We start from the raw sequence: 23,777 nt of genomic DNA on the forward strand, positions 1-23,777 counted from the left end.
AAAGACCATCCCCCTGCTCCTGCAGGGCGGCCGTAGCATCGTGGGCCAGGCGTCCACGGGCACGGGCAAGACCGCAGCTTTCGGTCTGCCCATCATCGAATGCATCGAGGAACACCCCGGGCATGTACAGGCTCTGATCCTGACTCCGACCCGCGAACTGGCCCTTCAGGTTTCCGACGAAATCAACTCCCTCAAGGGGCACAAACGCATCCGCGTGCTGCCCGTGTACGGTGGCCAGCCCATTTTTCAGCAGCTCAAGAATCTCAAGCGCGGTGTGGACGTTGTCGTCGGCACCCCGGGCCGCATCATGGACCACATCCAGCGCGGCAGCCTGCATCTGGACAAGCTCTCCCACTTCATTCTGGATGAGGCGGACGAGATGTGCAACATGGGCTTCATCGACGATGTTCGCGCCATTCTGGCCCATGCCGGACCGGATCGGAACACCCTGCTCTTTTCCGCGACCATGCCCCGCGAGGTCATGCGCATTGCAGCGGAATTCATGGGCGATTACGAGGTGGTTTCGGTCAAGCCCGCCAAGTCCGAAGCTCCGCTGACCCGTCAGGTCTTTCATGAAATGCACGACTCGGATCGGCTCGAAGCCCTGTGCCGGGTGATTGACGCGGCCCCGGCCTTTTACGGTCTGGTCTTCTGCCGCACCCGCCGCGACACCGATCTTGTGGCGGACCGCCTTGCCGAACGCGGCTACCCTGCCGCACCGATCCACGGCGACCTGTCCCAGGCACGGCGCGAGGAAATCCTCGACCAGTTCCGCAGACGGCGCATCTGCGTGCTCGTGGCCACGGACGTGGCTGCGCGCGGCATCGACGTACCCGACCTGACCCATGTGGTGAACTTCGCCCTGCCTCAGGATCCGGAAACCTACACCCACCGCGTGGGCCGTACAGGACGCGCAGGCAAGGAAGGCGTGGCCATCACCCTGATCGCCCCCAACGAATTCCGCCGACTCATGTTCATCGCGCGCAATGCCGGCTTTCATATCGACAAGGCTCCGCTGCCCCGCATCGAGGACGTGATCCACACCAAGAAATCCCGGGCCTGCTCGGACCTTGCCGCGATCATGGAAAAGGGGAAACACGCTCCCTATCTCGACATGGCCCGCGACCTGCTGGAGGAAGGCAGCTCCGAAGATGTTGTCGCCGCCCTGCTCCGCCAGGCCTTTGGCGCGGAACTCGACCCGCGAAGCTACCGCAAGATCAACGATCGCCCTGTTCAGTCCAGAAACGGCAGCCGCAAACGACTGACCATTTTCATGGGCCGCGCTCACGGCATGAGCCCGAAGAAACTCGTGGACTACGTGAGCCACAGCGCACAGGTGCCACCGTTCAAGATTCAGAATCTGCGCATCAACGGCAAATCCTCCACTTTCACGGCCCCGCCGCGCGAGGCCGAACGAATCATGCACGCCCTGAACAAGGGGGGCAAAGGCCGCCCTCTGGTCTCCAGCCGATAGCGCCAACGTCCCGAAATCAGAAATCAACGCCCCCGACACATCCTGTCGGGGGCGTTTTCTTATGCCGACTCATTTCCTGCCGCGCGGAAATCTTGCAAAAAAAACGCAAAACGATATATGTTTCAAGATCACCAATTTCACCATCAACCGCCTTTCGGAGGAAAAAACATGCCGCAACAAGCAGAGATGCAGATAGATCTCAGACAAATGATCCTTGCCATCGAAGCTGCTGTCAGCCTTGTGGGCATGAACGACACGAATCATGGCAAGCGGGTGGGATACATCGCGCTCCAGTTGGCCCACCATCTGGACTTCACCAAGGAAGACAAGGCCGACATTTTCGAACTCGGCCTGATCCATGACTGCGGGGTTTCCTCGGACTCGATCCACACCCATCTCGTGAACCAATTCGACTGGGAAGGCGCCAGTCAGCATTGCGAAATCGGCTACAATCTGCTCAAGAATTTCAAGCCGCTCAGCCATTTGGCCCTCCCCATCCTCCACCATCACACCCGATGGGACGCTTTCGACTCCATCGATATCCCGGCCAAGGCCAGACAACTGGCCAACCTGATCTTTCTTGCGGACCGCGTGGACGTGACAAGCGCATCCTTTTATGGACAAAACGTGCTGCTCCATGCCGACCACATCCGCGAATCCATCATCCAGAAAAAAGACACGTATTTTTCGACGGAACTGGTGGACTGCTTTCTGGACATTTCCGGTCCGGAGGCGTTCTGGATTTCTCTGGAAGACCGCCACATCAACCGCTTTGCCTGGGACATGGCGCACCTTGGACACGAAAAGCCCATGGACATGCAGGACCTCAAGGAACTTGCCCGAATCTTTTCCTACATCGTGGACCAGAAGAGTCCGTTCACGGCCCAGCACTCCACAGGAGTGGCGCACCTCTGCCGCTATCTTGCACAACAACTCGCCATGGCTCCGGATGTCGTGGACAAGCTGGAAGTGGCCGGCTACCTGCACGACATCGGCAAGCTGCATGTGCCGGACAACATTCTGGACAAACCCGGCCCACTTTCCACGGTGGAACGCTCCGTCATCAACCAGCACAGTTATGAAACATATGAAATTCTACGCCCGATCAAAGGGTTGGAGGACATCGCCAAATGGGCGGCCTTTCATCATGAAAGCTGCATAGGCAACACGGGCTACCCGTTTCATCCACCGCGCCTGGAGCTTTCCGAACCCGCGCGCATCGTGGCCGTGGCCGACGTGTTTCAGGCGCTGGTTCAGGACAGGCCGTACCGATCCGGCATGCCGGTGGAAAAGGTCGTCGCCATCCTCAAGGACATGGGCGATCAAGGCAAGCTGGACCGTTCCATAGTACGGGTCGCCGTGGATAATGCGGAAGAGTGCTTTGCCATGGCGCGGGGATGAAATGACGGCTCGACACGGCTAGGGAAAAGGCTGCCTCTTGACGAAAGGAATGGGGCCAAGTAATCGAGATTGACACCCAAAATGCACTGAAAAAACTATGGGGACAGACTCCCGAAAACACACTCCTCGGTGTCAAAAGGTACAATAAGAACAGCCAAGAATGTCCAGGCTTGGCCACAACACTCTTAACAAAGCTCAAATCTGCACTGAAGACTTCCCACATTGGCACCATTGCACCCGAAGCCAAAATTTCTGGCTCGCTAATACCACCGTCCTGGACCAGCCCTATGGCGTCTCCGGTCCACGCAAAGCAACAGCTATACACATGAAGACACAAGATAAAAACAAAATCAGGGTCGCATACATTGTTGGCGGTCTCCCCTTTGGTGGGGTTGAAAACTGGTTGCTGGATTTGAATCTCAAATTAAAACAACAGGAAAAAATAGTTCCGGTTGTCATAAACATTTCTGGAACAGGGCTGTTAATGCCGCAGTATGAACTGAACGGCATAAAAGTGTTTTGCATTGGAAACAGTCAAAATGTCATAAGTTCACATAGAATCGATACCGTTTTTCGACTTCGACGGCTTTTGACGGAACAAAAAATAGACATCATACATACATTTCATTTTTCTGGGGATTACTTTGGTCGTTTGGCCAGTTTGGGAACTGGAATCCCAACAATTTGCCATATCCGAAATATCAAATCGGAAACAAAACGAAAAAGACGCATCATCAACAAGCTTCTTTCGTGGCGTACAACACACTACCTGGCCGTATCAAAAGCAGTTGCTCAAACCATACAACATGACCACAACTGGGCAAAACGCCCTGTGGAGGTTCTTTACAATGCGGTCGATCCCGAAAAGCTCGATGTTTGCCCCTGCGATCTCGAAAAAGAATACGGGCTGACAGGACGAGTTTTCATTGGGGTAGGCCGCCTTGTTCGGCAAAAAAACTTTGACAAACTCATCCGTGCCTTTGCCAAGATCAGAAAAGAAAATTCTGATTGCTCCCTGCTGATCCTTGGTGATGGCTCACTGCAATCAGAGCTAAAAGCTCTGGCAAAAAAGTTGAATGTAAATGAATGGGTTAAAATTCCAGGGTATGTGCCAAACAAGGAAATCCCGAAGCACCTCAAGGCCGCCCATGCCTTGGTTATGCCTTCAGACTATGAAGGCCTGCCAGTTACACACTTGGAAGCCCTGTTTTGTGGCCTCCCTGCAATAATATCAGAACATGTCCCCTCGATGGAAATCGCATCGGGGTCCAGTCTAATATGCACCACGGACATAGATGACATAGCACAAAAAATGCTTCTTTTATTGAATGACAACACGCTGTACGAACAAAAAAAAGCGGCAACCAAAAACGAATCTCGACCGCACACAATAACAAATTACATTCAAAAGCTGACCAGCATATATTCACAGATTCTGGAATCCGACAGAAAATAAGATCAGGAATGGAAGGAAACCATGTGCGGTATAATTGGAACAACCAATGGAGCTATCGAGCTCAATCTTGCCTCTCTTCACCACAGAGGGCCCGATGGAAATGGTCTGTGGAAAGATTCCGGATGCAAACTTGGCCATACACGATTGGCCATCATAGACACGGACCGTCGAGCCTCGCAGCCGATGCACAGTCAGTGCGGACGCTATGCGATCGTTTTCAATGGTGAAATATACAACTATATAGAGCTGAAAGAAAATCACCTTCAGCATTTTTCATTCAGGACTTCTTCCGACACTGAAGTACTTGTTGAGTTGTGGGCCAAATTGGGAACCAAATGTCTCCCCTTACTTCGGGGCATGTTTGCTTTTGCAATATGGGACAAAAAAGAAAAAGAGCTTTACCTTGTCCGTGATCGAATGGGCAAAAAGCCTTTGGTTTATTCCTGTAATGACAACTTCATCTATTTTGCATCGGAATTGAACTCGCTGGCAGAGTCCTTGCCCGTTTCCCCAAGCATCAACCCGCAAGCCATCGACCTGTTCTTGGCATACCAATTCATCCCCGCGCCATATACAATATACGACAAATGCTGGAAATTGCCTCCGGCCGGGCATTATGCAAGATTCAAGGACGGTCAACTTCTCACCGAATGCTATTGGAGATTGGATTTCACCCCAAACCATGAAATTTCCGAAAAGACTGCATTTGAAGAGCTTGAATCTCTCATTAAGGAATCCGTAAAACTGCGTTTGCGTTCCGATGTTGAAGTGGGAGTTCTCCTGAGCGGTGGAGTCGACTCAAGCTTGGTCGCAGCTGTGGCAGCAGAAATGACCCATCGACCTTTGAAAACATTTTCAGTGGGATTCAACTACGGCAAAAGCGAGTTGGCATACGCACAGAAAGTGGCGGAGTGCTGTCATTCGGATCATCACCCCAAACGTTTGGACGAAAAAACTGTATCCTCCTTTTTTTCCAATATGATAACCGCATACGGCGAACCATATGGAGACAATTCGGCCCTACCAAGCCTCTTTGTCTGTTCCCATGCAGCATCACAGGTTAAAGTCGTGCTGAATGGCGACGGAGGTGATGAATTAATGGGAGGCTATGGGAAATACAATCCCAAAAGGCTGAGAAAACTCTTCTCCCCCTTTGCCTTGTCGGGACATGCCTTGGGTTGCATCATGGACGATATGTTGACCCGACACACCTCGTCCACCAAGTTGCTCAGTTTTGCAGACAGGCTGAATTCAAGCCTGTCGCCATACAACAAGGTTCTACGATTCAACCATTTCTTTTCCACACGATACCGCCGTGAACTGTATCGCCCAGAAGTATTCGATCAGATATTGCCAACTCGCACAAAATACGAACGGCATCTCCTATCCGAATTGAATCTGGATGGCCCGCTTCTCAACCAACTGCAACAAATCGACTACAAGCATTACCTTGCCGGAGACTTGCTACCCAAGATGGACATTGCAGGGATGCAAAATTCCCTGGAGGCAAGATCACCTCTTCTCGATCACGTCCTTTTTGAGTTTACGGCAAAACTGCCTCCCAATTTGAAGATCAAGAATGGCGAGAATAAATGGCTCTTGAAGAAACTCGCAGCCAAATATCTCCCTCATGATGCCATATATCGCCCCAAGGTAGGTTTTTCGGTCCCCATATCCGACTGGGCCAAAACAATACTTGTACCGCGTATCCAAGAATTCACCTCAACTCCGAATCATCCTTTATGGCAATACCTCAATAAGGACTTCGTCTCTCAATTGGTCGCCGGCGACATGAAAAAACAACGCAAAAACAGCCAACGTATGTGGCTTATCTCGATACTGGGGTCTTGGTTGAAAAAATATGTGCACTAAGAAGACTGCTTTTGCTCATGACATTGCCCAAAAACTGCTTGGGCATTTTTCTCAAGGCCGATACCTGCAGATCGGCATACCTTCTCTGATCGATTTATGCAGAATTACAACCCCACACAAAGTTGCGGTTTCCGAGCATATCGACATTGCAGACATCCCTGACCATCTATCCCCATACTTGGATCATCTGACTTTATGGAATGGGAGTCCCAAAAAATTCTTGGCGCAAAACTCGCTTGATTTTGACGTAATCGCAATAACAACCCCCTGCTCTGCAAAAGCAGTTGAAAGGTGTTTCGATTTTTTATCTCCACATGGAGCAATCCTCCTGACCAATCATTCCTTAAAGGAATGCGACACACCGACTGCATGGGGTGAGACCTTTGACAGCAATACGCTTGAAGAAATTTCATGCTCTTTGATCAGCGCCCCGCAAAAAACGATAATCCTGTGGCGCACACCAAGACAACAATCACATCCTTTCATCAAGGGAATTAATAACATGGAACGAGCTTCAAGCGAAAAGATACCCCAGGTGCCTGACCTCCACTCGTTGCTCAAGCCCCCCTCCCTGACCAGAGGAAGTATCAGCCATCTGAAATCAAAGGGAGAACACCCTTTGGTGTCCATTGTCATTCCCACATACAATCAGGCCGGTTTCATTTTGCAGGCCGTTGATAGTGCTTTGGCACAGACGTATCCCAACCTTGAGGTTATCGTTAGCGACGACAATTCCACGGATAACTCCCAACAAATTCTGAAAAGATATCAGGGAGTGAAAAACGTACGGGTTTACAAAAACGCAAAAAACCTTGGGCGCGTTGGCAATTACCGCAAGGCCCTGTTTGACTATGCCCATGGTGATTGGGTGTTGAACCTTGATGGCGATGATTTTCTGCACGACCCGACTTGGGTAGCCAAAGCAATGAAGACCATATCCTCATCCCCGGGAGTTTTCATTGCCTGTGCAAATCAGGTTGTTCTTCATTCAAATGGGAATGTCCGAAAAAGTAGCATGAACCGCAACTTTCCCCCGATCATTACAAGCGAGGAAGCTTTTGAGGCTATGCGTGACAACTCCTTTGGCACAACCCATGCTGCGACCATATACAACCGACATGAGGCCATGAAGCTTGGATTCTATTCATATGATATAATCAGTTCAGATGAACATTCATTGCACAGGCTAATTGCCAATTCCAAAGTGGCAGTATTTCCCGACCACGTAGCAACTTGGAGATTCCATGGGGCAAACGCGACGGTACAAAGCTCTGCTGCTCAAAAAATTGCCAACTTGCTTCGTCCGATCAGTTCCTATGACTACGGACTGCAACAGGGTGTTATCGCCAAGGAAACAGGATGGCTTGAAGATCAAATCCGACTGGCATGCAATGATGCCTATCGGCTCCTCAAGGATCATGCTGACGCAAAGGGATTTTATGCATTCCTGCATGCTGTAAAAAAAATCTGCCCAAAAGTTTATTGGGAATTCCTCTTAAAGCCAAAATTTCTGCTGAAGGGGTTGGCAATATCTTTTGGAATACTCAAACCTCGACTCAGCAAAGGGAAATAGCCATCCCCTTTCAACCCAGAACACATGGTCTGACGGATTCCAGAAAAAAGCCGGACAGACCTCTTCAGGACGGACGATTTCATGACCCCAGCCATCAAGGCCGCGAAAAAGGCCAAAATCCAATTCTCCATTCACGAGTACAAGCACGATCCCAAGGCGGAATCCTATGGAGGGGAAGCGGCGCAGAAGCTTGGCGTTGCCCCAGAGCGCGTGTTCAAGACGCTGGTGGTTGCCATGGATACGAAAAGTCTGGCCGTGGCCGTGGTACCTGTCACGGGCATGCTCGACCTCAAGGCGCTGGCCAAGGCGCTTGGCGTGAAAAAGGTGACCATGGCCGACACGCATGTGGTGCAGAAGACGACCGGTTACGTGCTGGGCGGGGTCAGTCCGCTGGGCCAGAAGAAACGGCTGCCCACGATCATCGACCAATCCGCCGAATCGCAGGAAACCATTTTCGTGAGCGCAGGCCGCCGAGGCATGGACATCGAGCTGTCCCCGGAAGACCTGTGCGCCCTCACGGGCGGAAAATTCCATCCCGTGGGCAAATAGCCCGCCATCACTCCAGAACGATATCCAGATTTGCCAGAAGCGACACGGCTTCCGGCAGGGAAAACCGCGTCTTTTTCAGGGTGTTGGTCTCCGCGTTCATGTAGTAGTTGCGCGACGTCCTGAAATCCGCATGGCTCAGGTCGGCCTGATGAAAGCAGCATTGCGTCAAGTCGCAGTCGTCGAACACGGCATGACTCAGCCTGGTGTGGGAAAACGTGGAATTGGCCAGCAGGCATGACGTGAAGCGGATCCGGGAAAGATTCATGTCCGCAAACACGTTGTTTTCCATGATGCATCCGCTGTAGGACGCGGACAGAAAGCCGCCCGTGCCGCTCCAGTTCAGGCCCAGCATCTTGCAGTCCGCAAACTTCGCGCCCGTGAACACCGCACCCGCCATTTCCATGAGCGACAGATTGCAGCGCACGAACGTGCAGTCGTCAAACGTGCATTCCTCCAGCCGCCGCGCCTGAAACGAACAATCCGTGAACACGCACCGATAGAACGTGGCTCCCGGAAAATCCTCCCCGCATTCCACCCGGGCGAACTCGCCCCGCTCATACGCTTCCTGCTCCGAAAACATGCTGGCTCTCCTCCGATGGAGACATAGGGTAATTTATTGCTGGTGTGGGGTCCAGAGGGGGGGAGGGACAGATGGATTGACGGAGTCAACCAAGCGAGAATAATTGCCACAAACAGGTACACCGAAAAATATTAAAAAAACCAATAAGCCCCTCATAACCATTGTCATAATTGATAAAATTATTTTTCATCAACAAAAAAAGGTATACCTCTTGTATAAAAAAATACCCATGGGGTATTGCTGTTCTCCAGGGTGATTGGGACCACCTGAGGCGCATTCCTCGATAAAAGCCTTCACCGAACACTCGCTGGAGATCAAACAGAATCAACAATAATCACAAACAACTAAGAGGCTGAAATGAGCAAACAAACCATCAGGGTTAGACTGTCACCAAAAGCCAAGACAATCGTGGACCTTCTTTCTGAACAAGGCGCCTCAAAACAAGACCTCATCAGCGCCAGCATAAACGCGATAAAATTCAATCATATAGTTGAAGCTTTTCAAGGTGAAGGATATGTCAAACAACTTTCTGAAAACTGCCGTCAAACCCCAAAGAAAACCTTGGGGATTACCCCCGAAGCGCGAAACAAACTTGATGAGATCAAGAGAAAGATAACAATCAGAGAAATCAAGGCAAACCTTAACGCCATTGTTTCTTACGCGATCAGCACACATATTCGTGCAATTTTAAATGATTATGAGCGCAACAAAAAAATAGAAGACGAGATTCAAACACGCCTTAAAAAAATAGCACCTGATGTGATGGAAATATCATCCCTTTGGTATGAGCGCACAGCCAACCATGAAAACCCGGATGAGGTCGAAGGTGATGAAGGGATGAAGTATTTTATTGAAGGCTTCTACCAAATCTACAAAGGATAAAAACGACCATCTTATATACCAGAAAAATGGTCACCTGGATCGAATACTCAACTACAAAATAGCGTCAAAAGAAAAACGCAGAAGAAGGACCTATGGAAACCTTGATCCAAATATACTCTGAAATTGGACCGTTTGGAATCATCATTATTGTGGTCGTGTTCATTTTAATGAAAAGCAGGATAACCTTTGAATTCCCACGCAAAGAAAAAGAACAGCATATCTCAAAATAAGAAGATCAAAGGCAAAGACCTAACCACAGGCCTTTTCAAAATGATTACACAATTATCCCCAAGCAGAACAAGCCCTTGCAATTCCTTGCAAGGGCTTGTTCTGCTTTAGACAACATCGAGTCAAACCTACTCCCTCTCCATATGCAGAAGAGGAAACGGTTTCCCCATTCCATCGACCGGGGAGCGGTTTGCGATCGTGAAGCCCATGTGTTCGTAGAAGCCGGCGGCGGAGGGATTCTGTTCGTTGACGTCAACCTTGCGGGGCCCAATTCGGTGACCGCAAAATTCAGCAGCAGCTTTCCCAATCCCCTGCCTCTGCGAGGGGCAAGAAAAAGCATCTCGATCTTCTGCCCGGCCACACCGACGAAACCATGAATCCTTTCGGCTTCGTCCTTCACGCAATACAATTCGACAGCCGAAAGGTATTCGTTCAGGATCAGGGGCTTGAAAAAACGGATATCGTCTTCGGACAAAAAGTCATGAGTCGCCCGAACCGAGGCTTCCCAGACATCGACTATCTCCGGATAATCCTCTTTCACGGCAACAGCTATGTTCATCGCGGCTCCAGTCGTATTCAGTGTCAGGATTGAGCCCGAATACCAAACAGAAAAAGCCCTTGCAATTGCTTGCAAGGGCTTATTCTTTCAATGGCGGAGCCGACGAGACTCGAACTCGCGGCCTCCGGCGTGACAGGCCGGCGTTATAACCAGCTTAACTACGGCTCCGCTATATGGATAAAGCGTGTTAAGCAACGCTCTATTTCAAAGATGGTGGGCGGAACAGGGCTCGAACCTGTGACCCTCGGCTTGTAAGGCCGATGCTCTCCCAGCTGAGCTACCCGCCCGGTAGGGATGAGCTTTTAGCTTGGTCCGATCAAGGTGTCAACCACTTTTTTCTCGAACCCAGCGGCCGTTGACCGCTGCAGCGAGAGGGATAATGTCCATACTCGGCTCTTTTGTCAAACGCTTTTTTCACTTTTTTTCATCATTTCACAACAAGCCGGAATAACATCACTTTCCCGACCACAAAACCCGGCTTCCCTTTCGGGAAAGCCAGCCAAGCGGCAGGCCGCGCCAGTACAGGCCCACCGGTCCCTTGCCCGAACCGAATCCAAGGCTTCGCCCGGACAGGAATCCCGTGAGAATTTCCGTGTCCGAAACATCCAGACAATCCGGCCCCGGCTTGCCCGGCAGCAGAATTCTGGTCCCGGGATCGGGTCGAAACGTGGCCTTGGCCCCCTTGCCTGCAATGCGGCCCAGAGGAAACCCCTGCCACTTCAATCCCTCGGGCATGATTTCCAGCGCGCGCTCATGCAACCAGAACACCTTGCCGTTGAAATCGTAGGCCGTGCCCGGCGGCAGCGCGCCAAGGTCCATCTGCGCGGGCCCGGCCGCCCGGTCGAGCCGAAGCGCACGCCCCGGCAACTCGGGCATATCGCCGCCCGACTCGAAAACGTCGCCACCCCGCTTGCGGAACCGGGCCAGAAAAAAGCCCTGTCCTTCGGACTCCTCAGCCACGCGCAACACCCCGTCCATGCCCGAAAGCATGGGCTCGCCAAACACGAAACCCGACGGCGGCGCAAGCGGCTCCAGTTCCAAATCGAGATTTTCCAGCGCCCAGGCAACCTGTTCCTCGTTCTCCTCCACATTGGTCGTGCAGGTGGAAAACAGCACGGAGCCGCCGGGAACGAGCATGGACGCGGCCTTTTCCAGCAGCTGGCGTTGCAGCTTGACCAGAGGCGCGGTCTTGCCCTCTCCCCACAGTTCCATGACCCTGGGATTCTTGTCCACGGTGCCCCAGCCGCTGCACGGCGGGTCGAGCTGGATGTATTCCCATGTTCCATTCGCAAAGGGCAGGTCCTGACTCTGGCCGCGCACGGTCGCGGCATTGGCCGCATTGGCGCGCCGCAGATTGGCCCGGAGCGTGCCCAGCCGATCCGGAGACGGCTCGCATCCGAGCACGAACCCTTCGCGGCCCACAAGCCGGGCGAGAAACCCGGTCTTGCTGCCGGGTGCGGCGCACATGTCCAGCAACATGGCCCCGGCCGGGGGATCGAGCAGCAGAGGCGGCAGCATGCTGGACCGATCCTGAATGTAGACCAGCCCGAAACGCGCGGCCAGGGACTCCCCGAGCGGAAACGGTTCCCGGGTCAGCACCCGGGCCATTCCGAAAAACGGTTCCGGCTCGAAATCGAACCCCTGTTCGCGCAGCAGGCCTTCCACTTTTGCCGCATCCCGGGGATCGCAGACCAGCCGAAACGTTCTCAGCGGTGTTTTCATCTGGTATCCTTGTCTTGTAGAAATGGGTTCCGGGCTGACTCGACCAGCGGCGAACAGGCCCGGACATGCACGGAATAGCGGCTTCCGCCCGGGTTTTCAACTCCCTTGCGCTTTGCATCCCGGCACGGAACCTGTTACATAGGCATCCCGTCCCGCAAGGGCCGGGTTCTTTCGAAAAACGCAGGGCAACGCCCTTATGGAGGAAATATGATCTTTCGACGTTCCGCATCCCTGCTGGCCCTGACCATCGCCGGGATACTGCTCCTGGGTGCGACGGCCTGGGCCCAGAACAGCAAAAGCTACGCCGTGCTTCCCTTCAAGTACAGCGGCCCCAAGAAATTCGGCCACTTCCCCATGGCGTTTCAGGCCAGCCTGCAAAGCAAGCTGGAATGGTCCGGCCATGCAATGCCCGTGGAAAGCAGCGAAACCCGCGGCATGAGCTACCCCAAATCCGATGCCGATGCGATCAGGACCGCCAAGAGTGTTGGTGCGGACTATCTGGTTTACGGCACCATCACCATTCTGGACAAGGAAGCCGCGCTGGACCTCAAGGTCCGTGGCGTGAACGGTCTGGCCTGGAACGAATCCGGGCAGGTGGAAATCGACGACATTACCCCGTGGCTGGACGCCAAGGCCCGGGACATTCAGGGCGACGTGTTCAACCGCCCGGGGTATGGCAAGGCCGCGCAGCATGCGGGTGACGACATCCGTGACGAAGAGGCCGACGCAGCCCCCACGGGCGCACAGTTTCTTCAGGCGCAGGGTTCCAATGTGGACCCGAACACCCTGAACCCGCAGTTCCGCTACGAAGGCGGGGCTCAGGACGTTGGCCGCTGGCGCAGCCAGACCTTCCGCTGGCCCTCCTACTCCATGGTGGTCGGCGACGGCGACGGCGACGGAAGGAACGAGGTGTTCCTGTTCGCCGAAGGCCGGATCACGGCCCTGCGCTATCATGAAGGCAAGCTCAAGGTGCTGGACGAAATCGAGGTCCGCCGCAACGACAAGCCCGTGCGTCTGGAACTGATCGACATCGACCGCGACGGCGTCAGCGAGCTTGTCTACTCCGCGTATCACGAGGAACGGCGCAAGCTGGAACTCGCCCCCGAGGGCTGGCCCCGTTCCGGCATTCTCAGCTTCAGCAGCGGCAAGTTCAAGTACCTGCTCAAGGGACACAAGGATTTTCTGGGCGTGCTGCGCATTCCGCCGTCCTTCCAGCCCATTCTGGTAACCCAGAAGGTGGGCACCCGCCATCTCTTCGACCAGTACATCTACGAGGCGTACTTCAAGGACGGCAACATCGTGAAGGGCCAGAAGATCGCGTCCCCGGAATTCGCCACCATCTACAACATGGCCTACCTGCCCGACCAGATGGGTTTCAAGTACATCGTGCTCAGCGACTCCAACAAGCTGCGCGTATACGACCAGACCATGGAGCGCCAGTCCGAATCCGCGGACAGCTACAACTCCTCGGGCATCGGCATTGAAAAGGCGGACAAGCCCGCCGGCTTCGGCCCGGGCATGAGCGGAGTGATCACCACGACCTTCAACGTGCCGTTCCGCATGCTGCCCTTTGCCCTGCCGGGCGCCAAGCGCTACGAACTGCTCGTGAACAAGGACATCTCCATTGCGGCGCAGGTGTTCGAACGCTTCCGCTACTTCTCCCAGGGCGAGGTCCACTCCATGTACTGGGACGGCGTGGGCATGAATCTGGCCTGGAAGACCCGCCGCATCAAGGGCATGGTCGCAGACATTGCCGTTGCCGACCTGAACAATGACGGCAACGACCAGCTCTGCGTTCTGGTCAACACGTTCCCGGGCGCGCTGAGCTTCACCAAGCGCAAGACCGTTGTGCTGGCCTATGATCTGAACATGTAGATCGCCATTGCATCAAAAGACGAAATCCCCCTGCCGATGCATGTCGGCAGGGGGATTTTTTCTGCCATTGACAGACTGCGACAACGCGTCCATTCATGATGTGAAACAAGGCACCTTGGAGAACAGGACAGGAATGACGTACAAGACAACACGGTTCGGACAGGCGGCAATCGCCCTCCTGCTCGGCCTGTACCTTTTCCCGGTCTTTTCCGCGTCGCTTCCGTTTTTTCCGGGGACACATTCCGGCCTTGATACAGAAACGGCCCTGCTGGTCTCGATCAGCCCGGATCAGGCTGCCGGGACAGCACACGTTGCCCAGCGCACGAAATCCAACCCCTCGGACGCCTTCTGCAAATCCGCAGCACTTCCCCAAGGCATCACGGCGGGCTTGTCCCGAACGTCCCTTCTTCTTCCCCGCAACATCGGAGATAGGCCAGCCCGGCCCACCGGGCAGGCACCTTCCGCCATTCGCGCGCCCCCAGTCTTCCAGAACGGAAACGTGTCTTCAGGCTCCGCCATCAAGTCGGCTTGATGACGGCAATGAACCGCATTTCAAGACAAGGAGGCCTTCATGCCCAATCGCGACACGCAATTGCCCGATGCGGACCAGAGGCCGGCACAGCAGCCCAGCACCGAATACACGCCCAAGGAGCATTCCCTCGGCGAACAGATTCGGTACGCGATACTCGTCGCCGCAGTTGCCGGACTCTTCTTTGGACTGCTCTGGCTGTTCGAAAGATAGCGCTCCGAAAAAGACATGCGACAGGCCCGGGGAATTCCGAATTTCCCGGGCCGCTTCATTGGCGGAATCGGAATGGGTCCAACCACGGATCAGGAAACGACGCTTTCCAGAAAGCGGATGACACGCCGTCTCACCCACGGGGAGTACAGCATGGCCACATGACTCATCGGCGGAGTGAACTCCAGCTTCCAACCATCCCGGCCCGGGTCCAGACAATGCAGGGGAAACACGAAATCGTCCACCGGAGAGAGCAGGGCAAGCCGCGGGCAGACAGGGTCGGGCACGCGCTCCACTTCCCGGGGCACGGCCCCGCCCGGAATCAGGTGCGGAGCCACCGCGCCCCATCCGAGACGAGCAAGCACGCTCCCCTGATGCGGCGTGCCCAGCGTGACCAGCCCGGCAAGGCGCTCCCGGAAGTCCTCGTGCCCGGCAATCCTGCGGCAGACAAGGCCACCCAGACTGTGCCCAACCAGCACCACGCGCGCGTCGGGGCGCGGTCCGTAGATGCCATGCAGGATGTCGCGCAGTCCGGCCACTGCGGCAGTGAAGTCCCGGGTGCAGGAATCATAGGCATGGACATGCACATTGCCGAACCCGGCCCGAGCCAGCCCGGGACGGAACAGGGTCCAGGCCGATCCGTTGTGGCAGAGCCCGTGCACGAGCACCACATGCAGCCCTCGCCCACCGGGCAAAGCCGGGGCAAGCCAGCCAAGCGGATAGAACAGGATGGTCAGCACCTCGCTCCACAGCGCGGATGCGGCTCCGAAAAACAACGGGAAAAGCAGTCCCCCGCATCTGTCGCGTATCGTGCCGAGACGGCCAGCCCGACGATTCGAGCCCAGAAACAGGGCGTATCGCACAAGAGGCAGGCCCGCGAGAACAGCCAGCAGAACGACCGGAATCCATGACATGCCGAGACAATGAACACGGCAGCTCCCCCTGTCAACCCGGGCAGGCGTTGCGCCTGCGGACTTGCGCGAGCCTGACGCGGAATGTACCCTGTCGACTGCGGGCGAAAGGCCCGCCCGAACCGCAACCAAGGAGAAACCGTGGGCACCACCCTTTGCCTCGACATAGGAAGCGGCACGCAGGACGTGCTGCTCTACTCCCCGGAAATGGAACTGGAAAACTGCCCGAAATTCGTGCTGCCCTCCCCGGCCATTCAGGTGGGAAGACGCATTGCCGCTCTCACGGCCCAGGGCAGAAACATATGGCTGCACGGCCGCAACATGGGCGGCGGCGTGACCCGTTTCGTTCGCGCGCACCTCAAGGCCGGACTCAAGGCCGCAGCCGAACGCAATGCCGCCTTCACCTTTGCCGACGACCTGACCCGAGTCACGGACATGGGCATTGAACTGACCGACAAGTGTCCGGACGGTTTCGAGCCTGTGGCGCTGACCGACTTTGACGGGGCGTGGTGGAAAAGATTCATGAAAACCGCGGAATTGGACTGGCCAGACAACATCGTGGCCTGTGCGCAGGACCATGGATTCCATCCCGGCAAGTCCAACCGCATGGGCCGGTTCAAGGTATGGAACGAACTGCTCAACGATCAGGAAGGCAGGCCCGAGGCTCTGATCCATGACACTGCCCCGGAAATGATGACCCGTCTGAAGGACGTGCAGGAAAGCATTGGCGGCGGCATGGTGGCGGACACGGGCGCGGCCGCAGTGCTGGGTGCGCTGTTCGTCCCCGAAATCGAGGAAGAGAGCTTTCGACGCGGCATCACGCTGGTCAACGTGGGCAACAGCCACACCATCGCCTTCCTGCTCTACAACGGCCGCATCTTCGGCGTGTATGAGCAGCACACCGGCATTGTGGACGGTCCCAAGCTCTGGAGCGACCTGACCGAATTCCGTCGCGGCGCCCTCTCCTTTGCCCAGGTTTTCGAGGACCGTGGTCATGGCTGCCTGACCCGCGAGCTGCCCGCCGAAGCACAGGGGTTTGCCCCGACATATGTGCTCGGCCCCAGGCGAGGTCTGCTTCAGGACCGGGACGTCAGCTTCCCGGCCCCGGGCGGAGACATGATGCTCGCAGGCTGTTTCGGCCTGATCAAGGGCATGCGCCTCGGCAAATGACGGGCAGTGACGACAGGTTGCCGGACACCTTCCCACAGACAGGAAAAGGCCGGAGCGCACACTGTGCTCCGGCCTTTTCCTTTTGCGAACGAAAAACTCAGGACCGTACTGCGGACCGGGTGGCCAGTCCGAGAAACAGATCATGCAACGGCCTGATCAACGCGAAAAACAGCGGCCCGAGCCGATTGCGGAAATGCATCAGCGTAACCACATGAAACCGGGTGGTTCCATTGCCGAGTGATTCGCCCACCACACCGAGCGTGGCCCGATAGCTGTCCACGCTTTCGGACCCGATCCAGTAGGTCCTGCCGTCCGATCCCAGTATTTCGAAAAAATCTGCCATCTCCCCCTGCTTCACAGGCAGTGAATCCGCAGAGAACCGATGAATCTCCAGCGGCCCGGCCTCCTCCCTGTCGAAAAGACCGAGCACCCATTTGCGCACGCGGCGCAGTGCGACCAGCCAGCCCGGCTGATAGGACAGGGTCCGGGCCCACGAATTCCCGCAATCCCACCCTGCCGTCAATCGTGCTCACGATCTCGCGATCCGGATTTTTCAGAACAGTCGCAATCCCGGGGTCGTCGTAGAGAACCGCTTTCCATGTCATTGCAGAGCCTCCGGAGTATGAAGTGCCGAAATTGCGACAAGGATACCCGGTTCCACGGATTTGCGCAAAACCGGAATCACGCTGTCGCACCATGCGGAATCAGACGCGCTCCACCTCCCCGCCGTGCCCGAACATCCGGCGCAGCCATTGCTGGGCCGAATCCAGATACATGTAATAGACCGGGGTGAAATACAGGGTCAGAAGCTGGGAAACCAGCAGACCGCCGACAACAGCCAGACCGAGCGGACGTCTGGCCTCGGCTCCGGCGCCCATGCCCAGCGCAATGGGCAGGGTGCCCATGAGCGCGGCCATGGTGGTCATCATGATGGGCCGAAAGCGGATGAGCGCGCCCTCCCGGATGGCGCTGCGCGCGTCCATGCCCTGCCCGCGCTGGGCCTCCACCGCAAAATCGATCATCATGATGGCGTTCTTCTTCACGATGCCGATGAGCATGATGATGCCCACGAATCCGTAGATGTTCAGGTCCACGCCGAACACCATGAGCGTGGCCAGCGCGCCCACCCCGGCGGACGGCAGGCCGGACAGGATGGTCAGGGGGTGCACGAAGCTCTCGTACAGGATGCCGAGAATGATGTAGATCACGAGTATGGACAGAATCAGCAGCAGCCACATCCCGGTCATGGATCGCTGAAATGCCTGGGCCTCGCCCTGAAAGCTCGTGCTGATGGACGGCGGCACCACGTCCCGGGCCAGGGCGTCCACCTTGTCCACGGCATCGCCGAGCGACACGCCCGGATGCAGGTTGAAGGAGAGCGTGGCCGAGGGGAGCTGGCCCGAATGGTTCACGGAAAGCGGGCCCACGCCGATATCCCACGTGGCCAATGTGCCGAGCCGCACCTGCTTCCCGTTGGCCGAATGCACGGTCAGCATGGACAGGGCCTCGGGATCGGCCTGATATTCCGGAGCCAGTTCCATGATCACGTCATAGGTATCCGTGGCCGCATAGATGCTGGACACCTTGCGGTTGCCGAACGACGTGGCAAGGGCGTCCTCCACCTGATACGCGCTCACACCGAGTGCGGACGCCTTGTCCCTGTCGATGCGCACGTTCAGTTCCGGATTGCTGAATTCCATGTCCGAGGTCACGTCCTGCAACTCGGCCAGTTCGCGAAGCCGCTCCTCCATGACCGCGGCCACGCGGAACAGCTCGGCCGTGTTCGGACTTTGCAGGGTGTACTGATACTGTCCCTTGGAGGCCCGCCCGCCAATGCGGATGGGTGGCGGATTGCGGAGGAAGACCCGGATGCCCGGCACCTGCGAAAGCTTGCCCCGAAGCCGCTGCAACACCTGATCCGCATCGTGCTCCCGTTCCTCGCGCGGCTTGAGCGTGATCATGAGCCGCCCGGAATTGTTGCCCCGGTTGGGACCGCCTCCGCCCACCACGGACATGAAGCTGTCCACGGCCGGGTCAGCGGCCACGATGCGCATCAGTTTCTTCTGCCGCATGGTCATGATGTCGAAGGACACGCCCTGCTCGGCCTCGGTGCTGGCCTGAAGCCGCCCGGTATCCTCGCTGGGCAGAAAGCCCTTGGGAATGGCCCGGAACAGCACCACGGTAGCCACGAACACGAGCACCGATACGAACATGGTCAGCCTGTGGTGACGGATGGTCCAATCCAGCGACACGCGATAGAACCGCCGCATGGATTCGAACCCGGCCTCGATGGCGCGAAACGCCCTGCCCGGATGATTCGGCACGCCGGGCCGAAGGATCAGGTTGCAGAGCATGGGCGTGAGCGTCAGGGAAATGAACCCGGAAATCAGGATGGCCGCACAGATCGTGACCGCGAATTCGTGAAACAGCCGCCCCACGATGCCGCCCATGAACAGCACGGGCAGAAACACCGCAGCCAGAGACAGGGTCATGGACACGATGGTGAACGCGATTTCGCGCGAGCCGTCCAGCACTGCTTCCAGCCGCGACTTGCCCATTTCGGTGTGGCGCACGATGTTTTCCAGCATGACGATGGCGTCGTCCACCACGAATCCCACGGACAGGGTCAGGGCCATGAGGGAAATGTTGTTCAGACTGAACCCGGCCAGATACATGACCGCAAAGGTGCCGATGACCGACATGGGCAGGGCCAGACTCGGAATGGCCGTTGCCGAAAGTTTTCGCAGAAAAAGAAAGATGACCAGCACCACGAGGCCCACGGTGAGCATCAGGGTGAACTTCACGTCGGCCACGGATTCCTTGATGGATTGGGAGCGATCATAGAGCACGTTCAGCCGCACGGCCTCGGGCAACTGTGCCTGAAACGTGGGCAGCAGCGCACGCACCGACTCCACCACCTGCACCGTGTTGCTTCCTGGCTGACGCTGGATGGCCAGCACCAGCGAAGGCGTGTCATTGTACCAGTTCCGCCGTTTGGTCTGGGCCACACTGTCGAACACGCGGGCCACGTCGGACAGTCGCACGGGCGAGCCGTTGCGCCATGCCACGATCAGGGGCCGATAGTCCTTGGCACTGACCAGTTTCCCGCTGGAACGCACGATGTATTCCCGCGCAGGCCCGGCCACGGTGCCCACGGGCAGATTCACGTTGCCCTTGCGCACGGCCTCGGCCACCTGATCCACACCCAGCCCCCGGGAAGCGAGCCGTTCCGGGTCGAGCTGGATGCGCACCGCATATTTCTGGGAACCGTACACCATGACCTGCGCCACGCCGTTGATCATGGAAATGCGCTGGGCCATGAAGTTTTCCGCATACTCGTTCACATCGGACAGCCGCATGGTGGGCGAGGAAAGGGAAAGATAGAGTATGGGCGAGTCAGCAGGGTTCACCTTGCGGAAGCTCGGCGTGGACGTCATGTCGTCCGGCAACCGGCGCAGGGCCGTGGTAATGGCGGACTGCACGTCCAGAGCCGCGTCATCGATGTTGCGATCCAGATCGAACTGCAACGTGATGCGGGTGGACCCGAGATTGTTGATGGAGGTCATGGAGTCCAGCCCGGCAATGGTGGAAAACTGCTTTTCCAGTGGCGTGGCCACGGACGAGGCCATGGTTTCCGGGTTGGCGCCGGAGAGTTCGGCCCGCACCTCGATGGTCGGGAAATCCACGTTGGGCAGATCGCTCACCGGCAATCGCAGATACGCCATGATCCCGAAGATCAGAATCGTGGCCATGACCAGTGTGGTCATGACCGGACGGCGCACGAACAGGGCGGACAGACTCATTGCGCCTTCTCCTGCCCGGCAGTACCTCCGGTCTCATCCGGACGATCCCTGATCGACACCCGGGTGCCCGGAGCAAGAGCAATCTGGCCGTCAAGCACCACCAGCTCGCCCGGCTTGAGCCCCTGTTCCACCACGGTGCGGCCCTGCACGATGTAGGAAGTCTTCACATCCCTTGCCTCGGCCACGCCGGATTCGCCATCCTTGCCCGGCCTGACCACATAGACATACGGACCTTTCAGCCCGGGCAGAATCGCACGGGTGGGCAGAAGCAGAGCCTTCGGCAAGGTGCGCAGCACCAGCTTGACCCGCGAGAACTGGCCGGGCCACAAGCGGTTGTCCTGATTGTCGTGGGACGCCAGCACCCGAATCGTACCGGTCGCCGTGTCCACGGCATTGTCCACTGCGGAAACACGGGCCATGACCGGCTTGTCCTGACTGCCGGACGGAAGCACGCTCACCGCGACCTCCCCCTGTGAGAACCGTTCCATGAGTTCGGGCAGATACCGCTCGGGCAGGGAAAAGGCCACATTGATGGGGCGGATCTGGTTGATCACGCACAGGGTCCGGTCGTCATTGGCCTTGATCACGTTGCCCTTGTTCACGTGCACGATGCCCACCCGGCCGGAAATGGGCGCAGTGATGGCCGCATATTCCCGATCCAGCCTTGCCTTGGCCAGAACGCTTTCATTCAGCCGGATCGTGTTTTCCAGAGCCGTGGTTTCGGCATAATTGTCGTCGTACTGTTCCTGAGCCACCACATTCAGATCACGCAACCGGGAATAGCGCTTCAGGCTCTTGCGCGCCTTTTCCAGCCTGGCCCGATCCCGGTCCAGTTCGGCCTGCGCCTTCTGAATGGTCAGATCATAGGGGCGGGCATCGATCTGAAACAGGGGGTCGCCCTGCTCCACGTCCTGCCCGTTGCGCACCCACTGCTTCACGATGATTCCGCCCACCCGGGGCTTGACTTCCACGGATGCAAGGGGTTCCACGTTGCCCACGGCATTCAATGTGTAGGCGACATCCTCCTGCGCCACGGGAACGACCGTGACCGGAACGACCTTTTCACGCCGAGCGCGCTTGCCTTCCTGCCCGCAACCGGACACGATCAGGAACAATGCGAGAATGACGGCTGAAACTGCGGCCAGCCGAAAGGAATGAGGAAAACGGTCTTTCATGATGGCATTTCCTTGGAAAAGGACTGGAAGGCATCCATGGAAGCAGGAGAAAAACGCGAGGAGATGGCACGGCGATCACGAAACGCACGTTCACGAAAAGTGCTACGCAACCAAACAGGATGTTCCATGATTTTCGCCTCAACTGCCGGATGTTTCCCGGGATAGTGGCCTTGCCATACCATTGTGTCAATATGCCGCAGCCACCGATTTTCCTTTTATCGCATAATGCCTGTCCCTTTTCACCTAAAACCGCAACGACAGACACGTCAGGCCGCCATCAAGCTTGCGAAACTCGGACACATCCAGCGTCATGACCGGCATGCCCAGCCTTTCGAGCTTTTCCCGGGTCCGGGGAAATCCAGTTGGAGTGAAAATCGTTCCGTTCACCCAAAGCGAGTTGCGCGCATGGGCTTCATCATCCTCCACCACAATGCGTCTGAAATCGGCGAATTCCGGGAGCAGGTCGAAATACGGCGAAACCAGCAGCACGTCTTCGCCCACAGGATTCACGTCTGTCTTGAGGTGCAGCCCGATGTCACAGTCCACGATCCGGACTTCATGGCCGTGGGAACGCAGAATCGCGGCAAGGGATCGGGCCCCGGCAGGATTGGTCCGCGTGGACAAACCGATGAAAAACAGATTTCCCATTCGCAGGACATCGCCGCCCTCAAAGGTGGCGGGCGGTTCCACGTGCGCTATCGGACGGAACCGGGCCAATGCAGGGGCAACGGTTTCCTGTTCCCCTCGTCTGGCCAGAGCTCCGAGCGAACCGACGATGGCCACGCCTTCGCACACGACTGCGACATCCTCCACAAAACACCCGTCGGGAAACCCCGGCTCCGGGTCCAGCACGTCCACGATCAGACCGCCCCCTTCCAGAGCCCGGACATAGGCGTCGTGCTGCTTCAGGGCAAGGCCCGGGTCCGGCAGGCCGAGCCGGGCAGTGGATATGCCGTGAATCATCTCGGGCGAAGGCCGACGGACAATGGCGCGGGTGAACATGCTGCCTCCCGGGGATGCATTTTGGCCGGGCACAAACCACCCAGCTTGATCCCGGATACGCAAGCCCCCCCGGAAAGTCAAAAGAAGCGAAAAGACAATGAGCACAAAAAAAGGCGGAACATGTGTTCCGCCTTGAAAAAACCGTTCGGCAATGCGCCGAATCCGGCCCTGCTAGCGCTTGAAGGTGATGTCCATGATTTCGTATTCGATACGGCCACGAGGCGCATCCACAACGATCTCATCGCCGACTTCCTTGCCGAGCAGCGCCTTGCCCACCGGGGAAAGGATGGAAATGCTGCCGTTGGCAAAGTCGGCCTCGTCCGGACCAAGCAGAGTGTAGACCTTGGTTTCGTCAGTATCCAGATCCTCAAGCTCGACCGTGGCACCAAAGGTCACCATGTCTCCGCCAAGGGAAGCAAGGTCGATGACGTCGAACAGGGGAAGCCGGGATTCGATCTGGCCGATCTTGGCCTCGATCCAGCCCTGACGCTCACGAGCCGCGTGATATCCTGCGTTCTCCTTGAGATCGCCTTCCTCACGAGCTTCGGCAATGGCCTTGATGACCTCGGGCCGCTGCTTCTTGAGTTCGGCCAACTCGGCCCTGACCTTTTCATACCCCTGAACGGAAATGGGAATCCTATCCATGTTGCATAGCCTCCTGCGTAATATCGGCGCAGTACCCACGCGCCCAAATGCGAAACAGGGATTGGGGACGGACCCAACCCCTTGTATGCTCTCATATGCTGAATTTTTCTTGAGGCTCAGATCCCGCTGCCGCGGGCGAGCCGCCTACCGAATACTGTCGC

The 23,777-nt window shown here is 56.6% G+C and carries 20 protein-coding genes and 2 tRNA genes (1 of these 22 running past the window's edge); 11 read left to right on the forward strand and 11 right to left on the reverse strand.

Features of this window, described 5'->3' with window-relative positions:
* The 6 genes from MPN23_RS10690 to ybaK form a co-directional block, all read left to right on the forward strand.
* Nucleotides 1–1,474: the 3' portion of a DEAD/DEAH box helicase gene (locus MPN23_RS10690; protein WP_243544190.1), read on the forward strand. The gene continues 89 nt to the left of window position 1, outside the view; 1,474 of the gene's 1,563 nt are visible here — the last part of the coding sequence; the start codon falls outside the window, past its left edge; it ends in the stop codon at nucleotides 1,472–1,474.
* A 168-nt stretch (nucleotides 1,475–1,642) separates the two neighbouring features.
* The gene (locus MPN23_RS10695; protein ID WP_243544191.1) at nucleotides 1,643–2,875 is read left to right on the forward strand and encodes an HD-GYP domain-containing protein; all 1,233 of its coding nucleotides are present in this window, start codon (nucleotides 1,643–1,645) and stop codon (nucleotides 2,873–2,875) included.
* A 325-nt stretch (nucleotides 2,876–3,200) separates the two neighbouring features.
* Entirely contained in the window at nucleotides 3,201–4,331 is a 1,131-nt protein-coding gene (locus tag MPN23_RS10700) for a glycosyltransferase (RefSeq protein ID WP_243544192.1), read from the forward strand.
* A 21-nt stretch (nucleotides 4,332–4,352) separates the two neighbouring features.
* Entirely contained in the window at nucleotides 4,353–6,203 is a 1,851-nt protein-coding gene (gene asnB / locus MPN23_RS10705; protein WP_243544193.1) for an asparagine synthase (glutamine-hydrolyzing), read from the forward strand.
* Nucleotides 6,193–7,776: a glycosyltransferase family 2 protein gene (locus MPN23_RS10710; protein ID WP_243544194.1), complete on the forward strand. Its 1,584-nt coding sequence runs from the start codon at nucleotides 6,193–6,195 to the stop codon at nucleotides 7,774–7,776. Before asnB ends, MPN23_RS10710 begins: the two co-directional genes overlap by 11 nt.
* 81 nt (nucleotides 7,777–7,857) lie before the next feature.
* Entirely contained in the window at nucleotides 7,858–8,325 is a 468-nt protein-coding gene (ybaK, locus tag MPN23_RS10715; RefSeq protein WP_243544195.1) for a Cys-tRNA(Pro) deacylase, read from the forward strand.
* Nucleotides 8,326–8,332: 7 nt separating this feature from the next.
* Here ybaK and MPN23_RS10720 read toward each other — a convergent pair whose 3' ends face one another.
* Nucleotides 8,333–8,905: a pentapeptide repeat-containing protein gene (locus tag MPN23_RS10720; protein ID WP_243544196.1), complete on the reverse strand. Its 573-nt coding sequence runs from the start codon at nucleotides 8,903–8,905 to the stop codon at nucleotides 8,333–8,335.
* Nucleotides 8,906–9,262: 357 nt separating this feature from the next.
* Between MPN23_RS10720 and MPN23_RS10725 the strand changes: the two genes are divergently transcribed.
* Nucleotides 9,263–9,787, forward strand: coding sequence for a hypothetical protein (locus tag MPN23_RS10725; protein WP_243544197.1), 525 nt, complete (start codon nucleotides 9,263–9,265; stop codon nucleotides 9,785–9,787).
* A gap of 274 nt (nucleotides 9,788–10,061) precedes the next feature.
* Here MPN23_RS10725 and MPN23_RS10730 read toward each other — a convergent pair whose 3' ends face one another.
* The 4 genes from MPN23_RS10730 to MPN23_RS10745 all read right to left on the reverse strand — a co-directional run bounded on the left by MPN23_RS10730 (nucleotide 10,062) and on the right by MPN23_RS10745 (nucleotide 12,296).
* Nucleotides 10,062–10,574, reverse strand: a complete 513-nt coding sequence (locus MPN23_RS10730; RefSeq protein WP_341540074.1) for a GNAT family protein — start codon at nucleotides 10,572–10,574, stop codon at nucleotides 10,062–10,064.
* 91 nt (nucleotides 10,575–10,665) lie between these two features.
* A tRNA-Asp gene (locus tag MPN23_RS10735) sits at nucleotides 10,666–10,742 on the reverse strand.
* Between the two features lie 43 nt (nucleotides 10,743–10,785).
* Nucleotides 10,786–10,861 (reverse strand) — tRNA-Val (locus MPN23_RS10740).
* A 166-nt stretch (nucleotides 10,862–11,027) separates the two neighbouring features.
* Complete coding sequence (locus tag MPN23_RS10745; protein WP_243544198.1) at nucleotides 11,028–12,296, reverse strand: RsmB/NOP family class I SAM-dependent RNA methyltransferase; 1,269 nt, start codon at nucleotides 12,294–12,296, stop codon at nucleotides 11,028–11,030.
* Between the two features lie 207 nt (nucleotides 12,297–12,503).
* Between MPN23_RS10745 and MPN23_RS10750 the strand changes: the two genes are divergently transcribed.
* The 3 genes from MPN23_RS10750 (at nucleotide 12,504) to MPN23_RS10760 (ending at nucleotide 14,913) form a co-directional block, all read left to right on the forward strand.
* Nucleotides 12,504–14,171 carry an FG-GAP repeat domain-containing protein gene (locus MPN23_RS10750; protein ID WP_243544199.1) on the forward strand — a complete coding sequence of 556 codons (1,668 nt, stop codon included), beginning with the start codon at nucleotides 12,504–12,506 and terminating at the stop codon, nucleotides 14,169–14,171.
* Between the two features lie 133 nt (nucleotides 14,172–14,304).
* Nucleotides 14,305–14,703 (forward strand): hypothetical protein, encoded by a 399-nt coding sequence (locus tag MPN23_RS10755; protein WP_243544200.1) that lies wholly within the window; start codon nucleotides 14,305–14,307, stop codon nucleotides 14,701–14,703.
* Between the two features lie 39 nt (nucleotides 14,704–14,742).
* Complete coding sequence (locus MPN23_RS10760; RefSeq protein ID WP_243544201.1) at nucleotides 14,743–14,913, forward strand: hypothetical protein; 171 nt, start codon at nucleotides 14,743–14,745, stop codon at nucleotides 14,911–14,913.
* Nucleotides 14,914–15,002: 89 nt separating this feature from the next.
* On the opposite strand, the gene MPN23_RS10765 is transcribed toward MPN23_RS10760, so the two are convergent.
* Nucleotides 15,003–15,824 (reverse strand): esterase/lipase family protein, encoded by an 822-nt coding sequence (locus MPN23_RS10765; protein ID WP_243544202.1) that lies wholly within the window; start codon nucleotides 15,822–15,824, stop codon nucleotides 15,003–15,005.
* Between the two features lie 138 nt (nucleotides 15,825–15,962).
* Between MPN23_RS10765 and MPN23_RS10770 the strand changes: the two genes are divergently transcribed.
* The gene (locus tag MPN23_RS10770; RefSeq protein WP_243544203.1) at nucleotides 15,963–16,991 is read left to right on the forward strand and encodes a DUF1786 domain-containing protein; all 1,029 of its coding nucleotides are present in this window, start codon (nucleotides 15,963–15,965) and stop codon (nucleotides 16,989–16,991) included.
* Between the two features lie 97 nt (nucleotides 16,992–17,088).
* On the opposite strand, the gene MPN23_RS10775 is transcribed toward MPN23_RS10770, so the two are convergent.
* From MPN23_RS10775 to greA, 5 genes are all read right to left on the reverse strand, one after another.
* Nucleotides 17,089–17,514 carry a DUF2867 domain-containing protein gene (locus tag MPN23_RS10775; protein WP_243544204.1) on the reverse strand — a complete coding sequence of 142 codons (426 nt, stop codon included), beginning with the start codon at nucleotides 17,512–17,514 and terminating at the stop codon, nucleotides 17,089–17,091.
* A gap of 181 nt (nucleotides 17,515–17,695) precedes the next feature.
* A complete protein-coding gene (locus tag MPN23_RS10780) occupies nucleotides 17,696–20,794 on the reverse strand; it encodes an efflux RND transporter permease subunit (protein WP_243544205.1) in 3,099 nt (1,032 codons plus the stop codon).
* A complete protein-coding gene (locus MPN23_RS10785; RefSeq protein WP_243544206.1) occupies nucleotides 20,791–21,969 on the reverse strand; it encodes an efflux RND transporter periplasmic adaptor subunit in 1,179 nt (392 codons plus the stop codon). Before MPN23_RS10785 ends, MPN23_RS10780 begins: the two co-directional genes overlap by 4 nt.
* Before the next feature lie 243 nt (nucleotides 21,970–22,212).
* On the reverse strand, nucleotides 22,213–22,971 hold the full coding sequence (locus MPN23_RS10790) for a dimethylarginine dimethylaminohydrolase family protein (RefSeq protein WP_243544207.1): 759 nt from the start codon (nucleotides 22,969–22,971) through the stop codon (nucleotides 22,213–22,215).
* Between the two features lie 171 nt (nucleotides 22,972–23,142).
* On the reverse strand, nucleotides 23,143–23,616 hold the full coding sequence (greA, locus tag MPN23_RS10795; protein ID WP_243544208.1) for a transcription elongation factor GreA: 474 nt from the start codon (nucleotides 23,614–23,616) through the stop codon (nucleotides 23,143–23,145).
* Nucleotides 23,617–23,777 lie beyond the last annotated feature (161 nt).

It is taken from the genome of Pseudodesulfovibrio tunisiensis (genome assembly GCF_022809775.1).
Lineage (GTDB): Bacteria > Desulfobacterota > Desulfovibrionia > Desulfovibrionales > Desulfovibrionaceae > Pseudodesulfovibrio > Pseudodesulfovibrio tunisiensis.

Excerpts from the sequence above, each read along its gene's own strand:
- MPN23_RS10695 (WP_243544191.1), top strand. The coding sequence starts at position 1,643 with ATGCCGCAACAAGCAGAGATGCAGATAGATCTCAGACAAATGATCCTT.
- MPN23_RS10700 (WP_243544192.1), top strand. The coding sequence starts at position 3,201 with ATGAAGACACAAGATAAAAACAAAATCAGGGTCGCATACATTGTTGGC.
- asnB (WP_243544193.1), top strand. The coding sequence starts at position 4,353 with ATGTGCGGTATAATTGGAACAACCAATGGAGCTATCGAGCTCAATCTT.
- MPN23_RS10710 (WP_243544194.1), top strand. The coding sequence starts at position 6,193 with ATGTGCACTAAGAAGACTGCTTTTGCTCATGACATTGCCCAAAAACTG.
- ybaK (WP_243544195.1), top strand. The coding sequence starts at position 7,858 with ATGACCCCAGCCATCAAGGCCGCGAAAAAGGCCAAAATCCAATTCTCC.
- MPN23_RS10720 (WP_243544196.1), bottom strand. The coding sequence starts at position 8,905 with ATGTTTTCGGAGCAGGAAGCGTATGAGCGGGGCGAGTTCGCCCGGGTG.
- MPN23_RS10725 (WP_243544197.1), top strand. The coding sequence starts at position 9,263 with ATGAGCAAACAAACCATCAGGGTTAGACTGTCACCAAAAGCCAAGACA.
- MPN23_RS10730 (WP_341540074.1), bottom strand. The coding sequence starts at position 10,574 with ATGAACATAGCTGTTGCCGTGAAAGAGGATTATCCGGAGATAGTCGAT.
- MPN23_RS10745 (WP_243544198.1), bottom strand. The coding sequence starts at position 12,296 with ATGAAAACACCGCTGAGAACGTTTCGGCTGGTCTGCGATCCCCGGGAT.
- MPN23_RS10750 (WP_243544199.1), top strand. The coding sequence starts at position 12,504 with ATGATCTTTCGACGTTCCGCATCCCTGCTGGCCCTGACCATCGCCGGG.
- MPN23_RS10755 (WP_243544200.1), top strand. The coding sequence starts at position 14,305 with ATGACGTACAAGACAACACGGTTCGGACAGGCGGCAATCGCCCTCCTG.
- MPN23_RS10760 (WP_243544201.1), top strand. The coding sequence starts at position 14,743 with ATGCCCAATCGCGACACGCAATTGCCCGATGCGGACCAGAGGCCGGCA.
- MPN23_RS10765 (WP_243544202.1), bottom strand. The coding sequence starts at position 15,824 with ATGTCATGGATTCCGGTCGTTCTGCTGGCTGTTCTCGCGGGCCTGCCT.
- MPN23_RS10780 (WP_243544205.1), bottom strand. The coding sequence starts at position 20,794 with ATGAGTCTGTCCGCCCTGTTCGTGCGCCGTCCGGTCATGACCACACTG.
- MPN23_RS10785 (WP_243544206.1), bottom strand. The coding sequence starts at position 21,969 with ATGAAAGACCGTTTTCCTCATTCCTTTCGGCTGGCCGCAGTTTCAGCC.
- MPN23_RS10790 (WP_243544207.1), bottom strand. The coding sequence starts at position 22,971 with ATGTTCACCCGCGCCATTGTCCGTCGGCCTTCGCCCGAGATGATTCAC.
- greA (WP_243544208.1), bottom strand. The coding sequence starts at position 23,616 with ATGGATAGGATTCCCATTTCCGTTCAGGGGTATGAAAAGGTCAGGGCC.